The following is a 14,644-nucleotide window of genomic DNA, read 5'->3' as shown; positions in this document are numbered from 1 at the left end:
CGCAATGTATACTGGCAGGAGTAAACGGATTTCATAACGGGCTTGCATTTCTGCACCTTGCAATGTGCGGCAGCCCACTGGAGAGGACGATTGCAGCATGGCAATAGAAGATACTTCTGTACACAGCAAGCGCACAATTCCTGTTTATTTGTTTGCTGGCTTTCTCGGAAGCGGCAAAACAACGCTGCTGAGTCAGGTCATTGATTATTACAAGGCCGCTGGTGTGAAGGCAGCAGTTATTATGAATGAGCTCGGCGAGGTCAATCTTGACGGCCAACTGGTCGATGAAGATGTTCCAATGGCCGAAATGCTTAGCGGATGTATTTGCTGTACGATACGCGGAGATCTCAGCCTGGAGGTGAAGCAGCTCATTGAGGAGCATCAGCCGGATGTCGTCCTTATTGAATCGACAGGGGCTGCGAATCCGCTTGAGATTATTGATGCTGTGACGGAAACCGCGATTTATGCGCGTATTGATCTGCACAAGGTTGTAACTGTCGTTGACGGGCCTGAGTTGCTTGCCAGGAGCAGGCGCGGCGGGCGAACTTACAAGCTGATGCAGGATCAGATCAGATGCGCGACAGACCTGATCATCAACAAGGCCGACCTAATAAATCCGGAGGAGCTTGTTGAGATTCAGCAGCTTGTGCGCGAGCTTAATGCTTATGCGCCTCTTACGGTTACGATTCGATGCGTGACAGATATGGCTCTCTTCGACCTCTCGCAGCAGGCGGAATTGAAACAGGCTCAAACCGTACATGAGCAGGGACATCATAGCTGCGGGACTAACTGCTCGCATGAGGAGCAGAACCATCTCCATAATTCTGAGCATGATCATCGACACGGCCATGATTGCGGTCACGACCAACATGATCATCCACATGATGCTGCGGATCATAGTAATGCTGCCCATCATCATTCCCATGAGCATGTAATGACGCTGACTCATTATTTGGGAGGACCTGTTGACAGTCATGCTTTCGAGGCTGTTATTGCTGCGCTTCCGCAGGAGATATATCGTGCAAAAGGAATTGTAACGTTTGCCGATACTAACAGCAGATTTCTGTTCCAATATGCATATCGTGAGACGGAATTTACCCGAATTACACCGCAAGGGGACGTTAACGATGTCGTTGTGTTTATCGGCGAGCATTTTGCCAAGGATGAACTGGAGCAGAAGCTGCTTCAATTAGAGCAATAAGTGCTGTCAGAGTGGCTTTAGAAGCGATGAGAAAATGCGGGAATGTTCCATTCCTGATTGGTTATGGAATCGAACAATTGGACAAACTATCCAGCATGAATGACCCCAAACTCATCAGCGAAGGAGCACACACAGTTTATGAAGAACAGGACACAGAAATGGACGATATCGATCTTAGCTGCTGCTTTGCTTCTCATGTCAGCATCGCCAGCGAATGCTCGCCTTGAAGCGGCCAAGCCGGAGCAGACAGAGCAAACGGAACAGGAGCACTGGCATGGAAGCAAGGGGCAGCGGGATGCCGGACATGCGGACAAGGATTGGCAGGCCGTACGAGAACAGCATCGGGCTTTCCGGCTGCATCGGCTGCAGGATGCTGCGAAGTATTTCGGCATTTCGACTGAGGGCAAATCAGCCAAGCAGCTTCATGAGGAATTAAGGGCAGCGCGCAATAATGACAAGGCTAAATGGGATCGCTACAAAGCGGAGTTTCGGGCAAAGCGGCTGGCTCACCTGCAAAAGATTGCAGCGAAGCTTGGAATTGCACACGAGGGAAAAACAACCAGAGAGCTGCGGCGGGAAATCCACGCGGAGATTGAGGGCAGCGGAATGAAATGAGGGTAAGCCATGAACGAAGTGAAAATCGGATTGATCGGTCTAGGAGGTATGGCGAGCTGGCATATTCAGAAATTTGGTGAAGTGGCTGGTGTACGAATAACGGCGTTATGCGATGTCAATCCTGCGGCGCTTCAAACGGAGAGCGACAAGCTGGGGATAGCGGATGCTCACAGACATCTGTCTTTCCAAGCCTTGATTGATGATGCCGAGGTAGATGGTGTTGTTTCGGTAACCCCGAACAATACACATGCCGAGATTCTAAAAGCATGCATACTGGCAGGCAAGCCTCTGTTCGCCGAAAAACCGTTGACACGCACCTATGGGGAGGCTGCCGAGGTGCTTGTGCTTTATCAGCAGCGTCCTATTCCGTGCATGATAAATTTCTCATATCGCAATGGTCCCGCCTTCCAATATGCGAAGCAGATTGTCCAAAGCGGCAAGCTTGGCCGCATTAATCATCTCTTCGTACAATATTTGCAGGAATGGGGCGCACCGCCTTCCAATACTCCTTTTGTATGGCGGTTCGACGAGCGGATTACGGGGACAGGCACATTAGGCGATCTCGGTTCACATATGATTGATCTGGCGCAATATGTAACGGGTGATGACATTACCGAGCTGCAGGCGATGCTCGCGACCATTATTCCCCAGCGTCCCGATCCCGGGACAGGCGAGCCGAGGAGTGTTCATGTAGATGATTTTGCTTGCTTCAATGCCCGCTTTGCAAGCGGAGCCATCGGCGTTTTCCAAACCTCGCGCAATGCGGTAGGCTCGGGCAATCAGCACGACATTTCGATCTATGGCGATCTAGGCACACTGCATGCAAGCACATTGAATGATGGGGAACTGATCTGGATTCATCCGAAGGAGGGAGAGCCAGGAACAGTAACCGAAACAGTTACGGTTCAGGAAACGGGCAGATTGAATCCATGGCGGTCATTTGCTGGACTATTGAAAGGTGAGCCAGCACCTGAATTTGCCACTTTGGAGGAAGGCTTTCGCAATCAAGCGGTGCTGGAAGCGGTAGTCCGAGCGAGTCAAAGCGGCTCAGTTGTATCTGTTGCCTCACTGCTGTCTGTGTCAATGGACTAATTTAGCTTGCTCTATAGAAGAGCGGAAGCAGAATCGTTTGTTCTGCTTCCGCTCTTCTTGTCGTTTCGCTGGAAGTTCTGATCGCTTATTTATGGAGGGTAGTTTTGTTGGAAATTAATCTTTAGGACGCATTGACAAATATCATTATCGCTCTGTACATCGTGCTGCATAACATATAAACTTAAGATTCCGTACAACATGGAAATCATTTCTATATTTAGTGTGGAGTTATTCCTATACTATGAACGATCGTATGACAAATTGAATGCGATTTCTGTCAATTTTTTCCGTCAAATTATACCATGTCGCACAATTGTAGTTATTCGACATCTTAGGGGGCATAAAATTGAGCAAAGCATATAATCGGATAGGAGAAAGCTCTAACTTAGCGATGACAAAATATAAAAAAGGCAGCTACACGGATGAACAAATCATCCAGCTGTTTTTAAAGACTCGGGAATGGTCCACACACACGCGGATCAACTATTTACGCGCTATTGAACGATTTCGGGCATTCCTCTCCTATCGGCCGCTTGCCTCCGCAACATGGCAGGAAATCGAAGCATACAAGCTGTGCTTAAACCGTGGCGAATGGGTTCCATCCCAAAAGCCGCTTTCTCCTGCAAGCATCTCAGCGCTGATCGCGCCGTTAAAATCAATGTACAAGTGGGGGAGTGATCCCAATATCGGCCTATTCAAGCAAAATCCCACCAGCAGTGTGCGCCTGCCTGCAATTCCACTGAACAGCCGAAAACATTTTCTTACTAAGAGAGAGGTAGGGAGCTTGCTGCATGAGCTTCAAAATCAGGGTACAAGGAACTATTTGATCGGTCTATCGCTTGTATTATTAGGACTGCGTGTTTCAGAGCTCAATACGATACAATGGGGGGATTTCTTCACAGATCCATTAGAATCAACCATTTGGATAACAATTAACAAGGGCAAAGGGGGGAAAATACGTGATGTCAAAATTCCTCAGCAGCTATGGAAGCTCTATATGGATTATGCAAACAACCAATTTAAGCAGGCTGATATGAAAAATGAGCAGCGGGTTTTTTCTTTATCGATACGGCAAATCGAACGAATTATTAGCGAAGCCGGGGCCAAGTGCCATATAGGGAAAAAGCTTACCCCGCATTGGCTGAGACATACAAATGCGACATTAGCTTTGCTTAACGGGGCATCACTTCAGCAAGTGCAGGAAACGCTAGGACATACGCATATCAATACGACTCAGCGTTATTTGCATACTGTCGAACAACTGCAAAAAACCGCGCCTGATTATGTCGAGGATTGTTTAAAAGAGTACATTTAAACTTACAAAATCATTCTCATAAGCGAATAATAAGTGAGACTATTCTCACTTGACTATTGCATGAAACGATTCATATGGAATATAATACTAATTATCCAAACATCAAAATTTGTCGAATAACTACAATTGTGCGTCATGATCTTTTCCGGCGTAGAAAGCCCATAAAACAATTGGAATGTACGTGCAAATATTGCTTTTTGAGATAGAGAACGGATTTGTTAGCAAGCAATAGTTTCTAAGAAACGAGGGAATCATCATTCAGAAATCAATCGATCTCTCGCAACAGATGAATGCGGCAAGCTGGATGAAGCTGCTGCAGCACAAAAGCTCTGTCATGTATTCACATAGCGTCCGGGTGGCGCTGCTTTCAATGAGTTTGGCGAAGGCGCTGAACTTAAGCAATTCGGATACACAAATTTTAACTAGAGGCTGTTTTTTGCATGATGTTGGAAAAATTATGATCCCGGAAGCGATTTTACACAAGGATGAGCAATTGACAAAGCAGCAGTGGGGAATCATGAGGCTTCACCCTGAGATAGGATTGAATATATTAGAACGGAATGGCTATTGCAATAAAAAAATATCCGACATCGTCCAATATCATCATGAAAGAATAGATGGCAAAGGTTATCCTAAGGGTCTCTCCGGAGATGAAATCCCGTTCTTTTCGCGGGCATGCGCCATTATTGATGCTTTCGATTGCATGATGTCAGACCGGCCATACCGCAAACGAACGACGATCCAACAGGCCAAGGAGGAGCTGCTAAAGCATAGCGGGACGCAATTCGATGAGAAAATTGTTTATCGGTTTCTAGAATTGGAGGATCGCTTCTTCGATTTGTATGAGGCGGCAGAGGCTCGCGGTAATCCAGTGCTATAATGATTTTCTATGCTCTGCTTATAGAAAAACCGGCAGCCATGTGCGAGCGTAAACGCTCCGCTTGGCTGCCGGTTTTATTTCTTAATAGTAAGGGGAGATAAGCAGATAGACGAGTACGCCTGTGCTGCTGACATACAGCCAGATCGGCATCGTCCAGCGAGCAATTGCGCGATGTCGGGCAATTTGCATGTTAAAGCCTCTTGTAACTGTAATCAAGGCTAGCGGAACATTAACGATGGCGAGCAATACATGCGTAATCAGGACGAAGAAATAAACGTACTTCAGACCTTCGCTCCCGCCAAATTTGGTCGGCTCGGTTATAAAGTGATAGATGACATAACAAACAAGAAATAATGCGGTGGTTCCGAATGCCATCAGAATGAAATTACGATGCCACGGAATGTTTTTCTTCTTAATCGCATAAAGAGAGAGCAGTAAAAAGACGAAGGTAAAGCAATTGAAGATCGCGTTCAGCAGCGGAAGAATCGTAACGTCAAATCCAACTGTTCCTTCATACTGAGGAAGGAAAAACAGCGTAGCGATAATCCCGATAAGAATAATAGAGAAAACAATGATTACAGGTGTGAAATTGCGCTTCTGGTCCATGACTGCCTCCGTTCGATAAATGCTTGTTCTTACTTAGAATAGACATTCTTGGACATAAAAACAACGGGGAAAATGAAATGGTTTGTTACATTTCAATGAAAGCTTCTATGTACAATGCTCTGATGCCAGCCAGTCAATTGGAAAAGCCCCCTGCATTTAAAGGCAAGGAGGCTTGTTAAAGCTGCTTTTGACCGGCTGTTTATTGATGATAGGCTGCCTGCTGGTTTGGAGCATTGGGTGCTGGCTGAAAGGTGTGCAGGAATGTTTTGGCGGTATGGTCGTTCAAGGTTGGAACCTGATATTGTCCCTGCTCATTCATGAGGAAAAACACCTCATACGCGCCATTATTGGCATCCAATGCACAATGGATGAGCATCTGCCGTATATTAGGATCTGCGCATTCCAATGAGGCTGACATGCTGTTCTTCGCACCATTCTTATGGCAGATGAGCAGCGAGCTAAGAATTTGCTGATCATTAAAAATGCCGGCTGCTTGAGGAGCAATGGGAGCGGGATGACGCAGGCCGTATTGAATATTTTGATAAGAGGTGTTGGAGATGTTGCCTGTTGGATGGTTCGTTCCCCCGCCTTGGGAGGCGGCTTGATAATTATGCGTATAAGCAACGAGCTGATTGTAGCTTTGAATTGCCGTTTGCAAATGGCGCTCTACAAGCGCGCGAACTGCAGGGTGCTGCGCCTGCTGAGCGTATAGCGAGAAATGGTTGATTGTATTGATTTTTTCGTTAAGCGACTCGTGGACTTCCATCGTTTCATGTGCTCCAAACGGCATTGTATAGACAGCTCCCTTGGTTTAGTTTAGTAGTTTGCCATGGATACTTTCCCCCTAATGGGGAGGTTGTATGCACGGAAAGCGCAATGGGCGATGGTGGAGGAATTGACTTCCAGCTTCACGCATGATATAAATTGTTCGGGTTAGCGGAGTCTGTTCAATTGCAAAGCCATCTCAATGCCGATATGGTGGAGTGGATGAATGTCGCTTTCCAGCATTATCAAACGCTGCGTCTCAAGCTGACGGTGCTTAATCTATCAACGAGCGCAAGTGACGAAATTTTGCAGCGTCAAATGCAGGAATCGTTCGAATTATCTTCAGAAGAAGCACGAATCCATTAGCCGCTAAGGAGAATATATGGTTATTCTAAAATCAGATAGTGAGATCGCCCTGATGAGAGAAGCCGGGCGCATTGTGGCAGAATGTCATGCTTTACTCGCCGAGAGGATCAGACCTGGAGTGACGACGCTCGCTCTTGATAAAATGGTGGAGGCGCATATTCGTTCCCGTGGAGCTGTGCCGAGCTTTAAAGGCCATCATGGCTTCCCAGGTTCGATCTGCGTAGCGAGGAACGAGGTTATCTGCCATGGTTTCCCTGATGAGGCGCCGTTGCAGGAAGGCGATGTTGTTACACTGGACACGGGAGCCTACTATCAAGGATATCACGGCGATTCTGCGTGGACCTATGCCGTAGGCAAGGTGTCGGATGAAATTACCGGACTGATGGAAGTATGCCATCACAGCTTGATGCTGGGAATTGAGAATGCGAAGATTGGCAATCGAATTGGCGATATCGGTTCTTCTATACAAGCGTACGCCGAGGGCTACAATTATGGCGTCGTCAGAGAATTTACCGGACATGGAATTGGCAAGGATCTCTGGGAGGAGCCGCCTGTCCCCCACTACGGGCCTAGAGGAAGCGGGATCACGATAGAAAAGGGTCTGGTGCTGGCGATTGAGCCAATGCTGACGCTTGGTGATTGGCGCTCCCATCTGGAGAGCGATGGGTGGACCGCCCGAACCAAGGACCGCTCCATTTGTGTGCAATACGAGCATACAGTTGCGATAACCGAGAATGGGCCTAAGATTTTGACCAAGCTGTGATCGAGTTTTGATGGCGCTTTGATTGTGTTTGTAATCGATTGTTATAGTCAGATTGATCATAATGGGCTAGAATAGCTGTAATGTGACGAAGAACGTCCCTATTCATCTTGCTGATGAACGAGGGGCGTTTTTTGTTTTTTATTTTAAATAGGGAGGATGTATGGAATGGATTTTCATGAAAATCACAAGATGTGGCTGGATTTTCATTGCAGGCGGCGGTCGGGAGAACGAAGAGGGCGATTGGAGCGCGGGCATCAGCATGGTGAGCTGTTATTTTTGCGCAATGTTTGGTGGCCGCTGTTTGGTCAACTGGAGCATTTGCACCCGGAGTATGAGGTAACAGATTGGGGAGGGGAAGATCCTATTTTGCAGACTTCGCCTGGTTGCCTGGTCATTGGAAAATGATAGTAGAGATCAAAGGCTACAGTGCACACGTACGGGACATGGACCGCAATCGCTATTGCGAAGAGCTGAATCGGGAGACATTTCTTCAGGGCCTGGGGTTCAGGGTTGTCTCCTTTGCGTATGATGATGTGGCTAGTCGTCCCGAGCTGTGCATAACATTGTTGCGAATTCTGCTGAGTCGTTATGGGACGGTACAAGCATCAAGTCCATTGGATCGCGCGGACAAAGAAATCATCCTTCTAGCTTGTCAATTAGCGCGTCCCATACGTCCGAAGGATGTAGAGGTGAATCTGGATCTGAATAGCAGGACTGCTGTTCGGTACTTAAAGTCGCTTTGCTCTAAAGGCTGGTTTCAGCCGATTGCAAGTGCAAAAGGAATTAAAACGATGCAATACAGACTCGAACAGCGGAATTTGGACGATTTTGGCTGGTAGAGCAGCACGTGCGTTGCCTTCATGAAATAAGTGGGTCAAATGTAGCTCCATAAGTCATAACTACAGCTAACCACTACCGACTATCGGCAGCGACCACCAACAACTTACTTATTTATTTATTTATTTATTTATTAAAAGGTTTTAAGAAACGGACAAGGGAAGTGGAACAGGAAGAAGGAAACAGTGGAAACGTCGGCGTTCGCTTTTGTCCCCGGATTAAACCTATCCCTGAGCATCAGGAAATCCGGGAACAAAAGTGATCGGAAGATCTTACTGCCATCGTAACGGTTCTTGTTCGTTGTATAAAGATAACAACACGCAAAAATACATTTCTTATATCAGAAATGATCAGATTTCGCCGAAGGAGCTGCAAAAGTACATCTAATATCGGCGGCAGCAAAGTAAACGGCGTTTTTTTGGATCGTTTGGTGTATTTTTGCGGTAGTGGGGCTTGAAATTCGCCTTATTCTTTAATTTTGGTGTATTTTTGCAGTAACGGGCGGTTGAGAAGGGCTGTACTTTGGGAATGTTATTTCGTTGACTTATATAATTGCTTAGCATATAGTTGTTGTAACAATTAATTTGTGTTATCTCCAACATACGAATAAGCATCACTATTAAAACTTTTGTTAAAAAGGAAGATGAGCATGCTAGCAAATAGTAATGGATTGGAACGATCGGTTGGCTTCGTAATGGGAGTCACTTATCGCAAATTATCGAACCTGCTCCAGCATCGGTTGAAGGAATATGAGATTACACCCGAGCAATGGTCGATTCTATATCAGATCGACAGAGCCGAGGGGCTGATTCAGAAGGAGCTTGCGGAGCGTACCAGCAAGGATAAGCCGACGACAACACGAATTCTCGACCAATTGGAAGGGAAGGGGTTGGTTTACAAGAGGGCAGGCGAAAAAGACCGCCGATCATTTCTTGTTTTTATAACGGAGAAAGGGCGGTCGTTGATCCAAGAAACAACACCTGTCGAGCATGGAATTATAGATGAGATGAAGCAGTGTATGACGGAAGAGGAATATGATACGCTTCTGGAGCTTCTATTACGGATTAGCAGCTATGTAAGTGAACGAACAGAAAAAGAATAGGAGAGAGCAGCAGCCATGCAGCAACAAGACCAATCAACCAGATTATGGACGACATCCTTTGTTTCTTTGACCTTATGCTCGTTTTTGATGTTTCTGAATTTACAAATGCTACTGTCCGCATTTCCCTCCTATGTGAAAAATGATTTGTCCGGCGGGGATATGAGTGTCAGTCTCGTCATCAGTGTGTTTGCAATTTCTGCAATGATCACGCGATTCTTGACTGCGGCATGGATGCGCAGGATGAATCGGAACATGCTTCTTTATATTGGACTAGCGGGAATGATCGTTATAACAGGTCTTCACACGCTGGCTCATTCCGTAGAGTCTCTGCTTGTTATGCGGATATGCTATGGCATGGGCTTCGGGATGGCAAGTACGATCATACCGACACTTGTATCCCAAATTATCCCTCGCGCTCGCATGGGGGAAGGCATCGGATATTTTGGGCTTTCTTCCAGTCTTGCGATGTCGGTTGGACCGATGATCAGCCTCAATGTGATGAAGCAATGGGGCTTCAATACGCTTGCATTAATCAGTGTTTGTGCTGTGTTCCTTGTTTTTCCAATTATATTTTTGTCGCGCTCTATTCCCCCTGATCCGAATAAGCGAGCAAGCATTGATCAGCTGCGGCCAGTCAAAGCAGCGGCAGCTCCTGTCAAGCAAGCTTTGAATACGAAGCTGTTGCTGCCTGCCCTGTTGAATGTGATGCTATCCGTTACCTATAGCGGACTGCTGGGCTTTATTGCTCTTTACGGCGAGTCAGTGAAGCTGGAGCAGATTGGACTATTCTTCCTGTTTAATGCGGTCACGATTATTATAATTCGCCCGATCTCCGGCAAAGTGTTCGATGCCAAAGGGCATGGCGCTGTTCTTATCCCGGCAGCGATCAGTGTCATTGTGAGCCTGATCGTACTTTCTTATGCGACCTCGCTTCCTTTGCTTATCGTATCCGCGCTGCTGTATGGTCTTGGCTTCGGGGCGATCCAGCCAACCTTGCAAGCATGGATGCTTCGTGTTGTTCCGCAAGAGAAGCATGGCACGGTCAACAGCCTGTTCTACAACTCTACGGATTTCGGCGTAGCGGGAGGGGCATTGATTCTAGGCGTGATTTCATCAGCAGCAGGTTATGCAACGATGTACCGTTATGCGGCGCAATTCATGGTTGGTTTCTTAGTGATTTATGTTCTGTACCGCATTGTTTCCTCTATGAAACAAAGAAGAAATACAGACATGGCGGTATAAGGCGCAAGGGAGAAATGACTCCCGCATTCTTTCATTCAGAAAGAGTGCGGGAGTTTGCGTTCCCAAGCAGCTGCCTCAATTTTTTCAACTGATTGCGTTCTCCTGCCACAACCAGCGTTAAACCCGTAGCGAGCACAAATTCAGGACCGGGATTAATGTGTTTGTCCTTGTCTCTTCCGCCCACAGCCGCAAGTATCGTTGCCCCAGTAACGCCGCGAATATCTAGTTCTCCGATTTGTTTGCCGATGCACTGGGATTGCGGTTCGACGCGAACCCATTCGATCAGCAAATTATCAAGTTGAATCTCTTGAATATCCGAATATTTGGGCTTGTATGTCATACCTGCAATAATAGAAGCGGCGGATCTGGCCTCATCATCGTCAAGCGTTATCATGGACAGCATCTCATCGGGATTGTTCGGATTGAGATGAAACAGCTCGCGGCGCTCATCATTGTGAACCACTATAACGAGGTTGTCGCCGCTGCGAGTGCGCAGATCATACTTTTTGCCGATGCCAGGCAGCTCCGATTCTCTAATATTCATAGCTAATGCTCCTCACCTGTATGATGTCGCAAGCACAATGACATGTCCATCTTACCAAACCTGGAGGATATGTCTAGCTGAAGATAAGGACGGATCGCGACATATTGAAACATAAATCGACTTATTTCGATAGTTGAGAGAGGGATATATTGCTATTCATAGAATATATTAATTATAGAAAGGTGGTGACAAGATGGCGTTGTGGGCAATATGGCTTATTGTTGCAGGAATATTGCTTTTTCTTGAGATGATGACATTGACCTTCTATTTGTTATGGTTATGTATCGGTGCAATTGTAGCTGCTGTAATTGATGTGCTGCTGCCTGGCTCGCTGATTGCTCAGGTGCTGATTGGAAGCGCAGTGGTGATCGTTCTGACAATTTTTACGAAGCGTATTACACGATCCTTTCAGAAATCCCGCGGGTTTCAGGACGCTGTCGATGCTTTAGTCGGAAAGCATGGCGTCATGCTGGAGGATGCGACAGCGGAAGCTCCCGGTATTGTGAAGGTGGGCAATGAAACCTGGAGCGCTGTATCGAATGATCCTGTGAAGAAAGGCGAGACTATCGTCGTCATTAGCAGAGGAAGCTCTGTTCTGCAAGTTGAGAAATGGGGAGGGAATTCTTAAATGGAATTGATCATCGTTTTTATTATATTGGCGGTTGTCGTCTTTTTTGCTGCATTAACGATTAAAATCGTACCGCAGCAGCGGGTGGGCGTGGTGGAGCGGCTGGGTAAATTCCATCGACTGCTGAAGCCAGGCGTTAATATTCTCATACCGATCATAGACAATGTACGCACGAATCATGATCTCCGAATCCAGCAGGCGAATGTACCGCCTCAGACGGTCATTACGAAGGATAATGTTCAGGTGCAGATCGATACGATCATATTCTATCAAGTTACGGGACCGGAGCAGGCGACGTATGGAATTTCCGATTATGTATACGGCGTACGCAACATCAGTACAGCAACGATGCGCCAAATTATTGGCAAAATGGAGCTGGACGAAACATTGTCCGGACGGGAGAAAATATCGACGGATATCCGTATTGCGCTGGATGAAGCGACGGAGAAATGGGGCGTTCGGATTGAACGCGTTGAGGTTATCGACATCAAGCCTCCATTAGATATTCAAGAAGCGATGGATAAGCAGATGAAAGCGGAGCGAAGCAAGCGCGCCATGGTGTTGGATGCGGAAGCGGCCAAGCAGGATATGATTCTTCGCGCAGAAGGGGATAAGCAGAGCAAAATTTTGAAAGCCGAGGGTGACAAGGAAGCGCGAATTCGCCAAGCGGAGGGTCAGCGTCAAGCGCAGGAGCTGGAAGCATTGGGCGAAGCCAAAGCGATTGAGTCGATTGCCGAAGCTGAGAAGAATCGCATCGCGCTCATCCGCTCAGCAGGTCTGGATGAGCATGTGCTTACGTACCGCTCGCTCGAAGCATTGACAGATATCGCCAACGGCGCAGCGAATAAAGTATTTATTCCCACAAGAGCAGTGGAAACACTCGGAAGCATTGGAGCCATTGGCGAAATGCTGAAAAGCAGCAAATCGGATTGACATCCTGATCCTGATCCTGATCCTGATCCTGATAAAGAGTGTAATGCGGAAACCAAGCGGAGCAGCGCTTGGTTTTTTTGTTTCAGCGGCATTCGTTCAATGCAGGCTGTGCATACGACGATATTTATTTGGTATGGTGAAAAGATAGCAATCGATAAGAAATGATTTTTATATGAATTATGTTACAATAAACAGCATTGAAAGTTGTGCTATGGGATGTCATGATGTCTTTTGGCAGCGAACAAGAGAGGAGCAAGAATGTGAAACCGGTTCAACAAACCCAGCCTAATGGCGGGACCTTTGGCAGCAGAAGTAACTTTTTAGTCATCATGGTGATGATTCTAGGTGTGTTCGTCGCTATTCTGAATGAAACGCTCCTTAACGTCGCCCTTTCCAAAATTATGGAGGATGTTGGTGTTTCTCCTGGCACGGCTCAATGGCTCACAACCGGATATTTGCTGGTCATTGGCGTACTGATACCGATCACCGCCTACTTAATTCAGAAGTTTACGACGAGAGGCCTGTTCTTGACGGCTATGGGGCTGTTTACGATAGGAACCTTTATAGCGGCTATTGCTCCAGGCTTCACCGCGCTTCTTATCGGAAGAGTGCTGCAAGCGGGAGGAACGGGGCTGATGTTTCCTCTATTAATGAATGTCGTGTTTGCTATGGTCCCGATAGAGAAGAGGGGTTCGGCTATGGGGACGATTGGCATCGTCATCACATTCGCACCCGCTATCGGACCTACGCTGTCCGGCATCATAGTCGAGCATTTCAGCTGGCGGGTTCTCTTTCTCAGCGTGCTGCCGATCGCTCTGCTCGTTATCGCTTTTGCAGCAGTGAAGCTCAAGAATGTGACGGAAACGACGAATCCGAGAATCGATCTGCTCTCCCTTCTCCTCTCGACCTGCGGGTTCGGTGGAATCGTGTACGGCTTCAGCAGTGCGGGGGAGGGGCATGGGGGCTGGTCCAGCGGCGCAGTTCTGATTCCGATGGCAATAGGCGTCGTATCCTTGGCGCTGTTCACGTGGAGGCAATTATCGATACCCGAGCCGCTGCTCGATCTGAGAACGTTCAAATTCCGCGTATTCAGATTATCGACGCTTATTATGATGGTTGTCATGATGTCCATGTTCTCGGCCATGATGCTGCTGCCGATTTTTCTGCAAAATGCGCTTGCCTACACACCGCTTGAAGCAGGTCTGGTCATGCTGCCTGGCGGGATTGTGATGGGTATTATGTCTCCTATTACTGGACGATTATTTGATAAGTTTGGAGCCAAATGGCTGGCTGTGATCGGTTTGGCGCTTATGGCCAACACGCTATGGCAATTTGCGCATATTACGATGGCAACCTCATACAGCATGATCATGATTCTGAATACACTGCTGATGCTGGGCATATCGATGCTCATGATGCCGGTTATGACCAATGCGCTTAACGAGCTTCCGCCTCCGCTGTATGCGCATGGCACGGCCATTATCAGCACGCTTCAGCAGGTGTCTGGCGCTGTCGGGACGGCGCTGCTTGTTGCGATTATGACAAATGGATCGGATAGGTTTCTGGAGAGTGAGTCCAGCCAGGGCGAAGGAGCTGTCCTGAAGATTCTCGCTATGATCGCCGGAATGAAAAGCGCGTTTCTATTCGCGTTTGGATTGGTTGCGGCCGCATGGATCGCTTCGTTCCTGCTTAAACGAGCGGTTCCGCCGGCAACGGAACCAGGAATGGAAGGCGCGCGGGCGTCTATTCATTAAC

At 47.4% G+C, this 14,644-nt stretch carries 17 protein-coding genes; 14 read left to right on the top strand and 3 right to left on the bottom strand.

Features of this window, described 5'->3' with window-relative positions; all coding sequences use genetic code 11:
• Window positions 1-97: 97 nt before the first annotated feature.
• The 5 genes from L6H65_RS11480 (at window position 98) to L6H65_RS11460 (ending at window position 5,103) form a co-directional block, all read left to right on the top strand.
• Window positions 98-1,201 (top strand): CobW family GTP-binding protein, encoded by a 1,104-nt coding sequence (locus L6H65_RS11480; RefSeq protein WP_236342126.1) that lies wholly within the window; start codon window positions 98-100, stop codon window positions 1,199-1,201.
• 138 nt (window positions 1,202-1,339) lie between these two features.
• Entirely contained in the window at window positions 1,340-1,816 is a 477-nt protein-coding gene (locus tag L6H65_RS11475) for a hypothetical protein (RefSeq protein WP_236342124.1), read from the top strand.
• A 9-nt stretch (window positions 1,817-1,825) separates the two neighbouring features.
• Complete coding sequence (locus L6H65_RS11470; protein ID WP_236342122.1) at window positions 1,826-2,908, top strand: Gfo/Idh/MocA family protein; 1,083 nt, start codon at window positions 1,826-1,828, stop codon at window positions 2,906-2,908.
• 346 nt (window positions 2,909-3,254) lie between these two features.
• Window positions 3,255-4,223, top strand: coding sequence for a tyrosine-type recombinase/integrase (locus tag L6H65_RS11465; RefSeq protein WP_307728332.1), 969 nt, complete (start codon window positions 3,255-3,257; stop codon window positions 4,221-4,223).
• 286 nt (window positions 4,224-4,509) lie between these two features.
• Window positions 4,510-5,103 carry an HD-GYP domain-containing protein gene (locus L6H65_RS11460; RefSeq protein WP_307728331.1) on the top strand — a complete coding sequence of 198 codons (594 nt, stop codon included), beginning with the start codon at window positions 4,510-4,512 and terminating at the stop codon, window positions 5,101-5,103.
• 81 nt (window positions 5,104-5,184) lie between these two features.
• On the opposite strand, the gene L6H65_RS11455 is transcribed toward L6H65_RS11460, so the two are convergent.
• Both L6H65_RS11455 and L6H65_RS11450 read right to left on the bottom strand, forming a co-directional pair.
• The gene (locus tag L6H65_RS11455; RefSeq protein ID WP_236342112.1) at window positions 5,185-5,709 is read right to left on the bottom strand and encodes a DUF420 domain-containing protein; all 525 of its coding nucleotides are present in this window, start codon (window positions 5,707-5,709) and stop codon (window positions 5,185-5,187) included.
• Window positions 5,710-5,908: 199 nt separating this feature from the next.
• The gene (locus L6H65_RS11450; RefSeq protein ID WP_236342110.1) at window positions 5,909-6,499 is read right to left on the bottom strand and encodes a spore coat protein; all 591 of its coding nucleotides are present in this window, start codon (window positions 6,497-6,499) and stop codon (window positions 5,909-5,911) included.
• A gap of 161 nt (window positions 6,500-6,660) precedes the next feature.
• Here L6H65_RS11450 and L6H65_RS11445 point away from each other — a divergent pair, with 161 nt between their 5' ends.
• The 6 genes from L6H65_RS11445 (at window position 6,661) to L6H65_RS11425 (ending at window position 10,784) form a co-directional block, all read left to right on the top strand.
• A complete protein-coding gene (locus L6H65_RS11445) occupies window positions 6,661-6,840 on the top strand; it encodes a hypothetical protein (RefSeq protein ID WP_236342108.1) in 180 nt (59 codons plus the stop codon).
• A 16-nt stretch (window positions 6,841-6,856) separates the two neighbouring features.
• Complete coding sequence (map, locus tag L6H65_RS11440) at window positions 6,857-7,603, top strand: type I methionyl aminopeptidase (protein ID WP_236342106.1); 747 nt, start codon at window positions 6,857-6,859, stop codon at window positions 7,601-7,603.
• 165 nt (window positions 7,604-7,768) lie between these two features.
• Window positions 7,769-8,008, top strand: coding sequence for a hypothetical protein (locus tag L6H65_RS26695; protein ID WP_307728330.1), 240 nt, complete (start codon window positions 7,769-7,771; stop codon window positions 8,006-8,008).
• Window positions 7,987-8,442 carry a hypothetical protein gene (locus L6H65_RS11435; protein ID WP_307728329.1) on the top strand — a complete coding sequence of 152 codons (456 nt, stop codon included), beginning with the start codon at window positions 7,987-7,989 and terminating at the stop codon, window positions 8,440-8,442. Before L6H65_RS26695 ends, L6H65_RS11435 begins: the two co-directional genes overlap by 22 nt.
• Window positions 8,443-9,089: 647 nt before the next feature.
• Window positions 9,090-9,542 carry a MarR family winged helix-turn-helix transcriptional regulator gene (locus tag L6H65_RS11430; protein ID WP_236342097.1) on the top strand — a complete coding sequence of 151 codons (453 nt, stop codon included), beginning with the start codon at window positions 9,090-9,092 and terminating at the stop codon, window positions 9,540-9,542.
• Window positions 9,543-9,557: 15 nt separating this feature from the next.
• Complete coding sequence (locus L6H65_RS11425; RefSeq protein WP_236342095.1) at window positions 9,558-10,784, top strand: MFS transporter; 1,227 nt, start codon at window positions 9,558-9,560, stop codon at window positions 10,782-10,784.
• 31 nt (window positions 10,785-10,815) lie between these two features.
• Here the strand turns inward: L6H65_RS11425 and L6H65_RS11420 are convergent, their stop codons facing one another.
• Window positions 10,816-11,328 (bottom strand): cation:proton antiporter regulatory subunit, encoded by a 513-nt coding sequence (locus L6H65_RS11420; protein WP_236342093.1) that lies wholly within the window; start codon window positions 11,326-11,328, stop codon window positions 10,816-10,818.
• Between the two features lie 193 nt (window positions 11,329-11,521).
• On the opposite strand from L6H65_RS11420, the gene L6H65_RS11415 reads away from it, so the two are divergent.
• The 3 genes from L6H65_RS11415 (at window position 11,522) to L6H65_RS11405 (ending at window position 14,643) form a co-directional block, all read left to right on the top strand.
• A complete protein-coding gene (locus L6H65_RS11415; RefSeq protein ID WP_236342091.1) occupies window positions 11,522-11,956 on the top strand; it encodes an NfeD family protein in 435 nt (144 codons plus the stop codon).
• The gene (locus L6H65_RS11410) at window positions 11,957-12,889 is read left to right on the top strand and encodes an SPFH domain-containing protein (protein ID WP_236342083.1); all 933 of its coding nucleotides are present in this window, start codon (window positions 11,957-11,959) and stop codon (window positions 12,887-12,889) included.
• A gap of 260 nt (window positions 12,890-13,149) precedes the next feature.
• Entirely contained in the window at window positions 13,150-14,643 is a 1,494-nt protein-coding gene (locus L6H65_RS11405; RefSeq protein ID WP_236342081.1) for an MDR family MFS transporter, read from the top strand.
• The last annotated feature ends 1 nt before the right edge of the window (window position 14,644 follow it).

This window comes from Paenibacillus plantiphilus (genome assembly GCF_927798095.1).
Lineage (GTDB): Bacteria > Bacillota > Bacilli > Paenibacillales > Paenibacillaceae > Paenibacillus_Z > Paenibacillus_Z plantiphilus.
Note: the sequence above shows the minus strand (reverse complement) of the source record. Positions and strands in the feature narration are given on the sequence as shown.

Bases quoted from the DNA above. Each gene is read 5' to 3' on its own strand.
- map (WP_236342106.1), top strand. From the start codon at position 6,857: ATGGTTATTCTAAAATCAGATAGTGAGATCGCCCTGATGAGAGAAGCC.
- L6H65_RS11470 (WP_236342122.1), top strand. From the start codon at position 1,826: ATGAACGAAGTGAAAATCGGATTGATCGGTCTAGGAGGTATGGCGAGC.
- L6H65_RS11430 (WP_236342097.1), top strand. From the start codon at position 9,090: ATGCTAGCAAATAGTAATGGATTGGAACGATCGGTTGGCTTCGTAATG.
- L6H65_RS11420 (WP_236342093.1), bottom strand. From the start codon at position 11,328: ATGAATATTAGAGAATCGGAGCTGCCTGGCATCGGCAAAAAGTATGAT.
- L6H65_RS11480 (WP_236342126.1), top strand. From the start codon at position 98: ATGGCAATAGAAGATACTTCTGTACACAGCAAGCGCACAATTCCTGTT.
- L6H65_RS11425 (WP_236342095.1), top strand. From the start codon at position 9,558: ATGCAGCAACAAGACCAATCAACCAGATTATGGACGACATCCTTTGTT.
- L6H65_RS11450 (WP_236342110.1), bottom strand. From the start codon at position 6,499: ATGCCGTTTGGAGCACATGAAACGATGGAAGTCCACGAGTCGCTTAAC.
- L6H65_RS11415 (WP_236342091.1), top strand. From the start codon at position 11,522: ATGGCGTTGTGGGCAATATGGCTTATTGTTGCAGGAATATTGCTTTTT.
- L6H65_RS11410 (WP_236342083.1), top strand. From the start codon at position 11,957: ATGGAATTGATCATCGTTTTTATTATATTGGCGGTTGTCGTCTTTTTT.
- L6H65_RS11460 (WP_307728331.1), top strand. From the start codon at position 4,510: ATGAATGCGGCAAGCTGGATGAAGCTGCTGCAGCACAAAAGCTCTGTC.
- L6H65_RS11475 (WP_236342124.1), top strand. From the start codon at position 1,340: ATGAAGAACAGGACACAGAAATGGACGATATCGATCTTAGCTGCTGCT.
- L6H65_RS26695 (WP_307728330.1), top strand. From the start codon at position 7,769: ATGGATTTTCATGAAAATCACAAGATGTGGCTGGATTTTCATTGCAGG.
- L6H65_RS11455 (WP_236342112.1), bottom strand. From the start codon at position 5,709: ATGGACCAGAAGCGCAATTTCACACCTGTAATCATTGTTTTCTCTATT.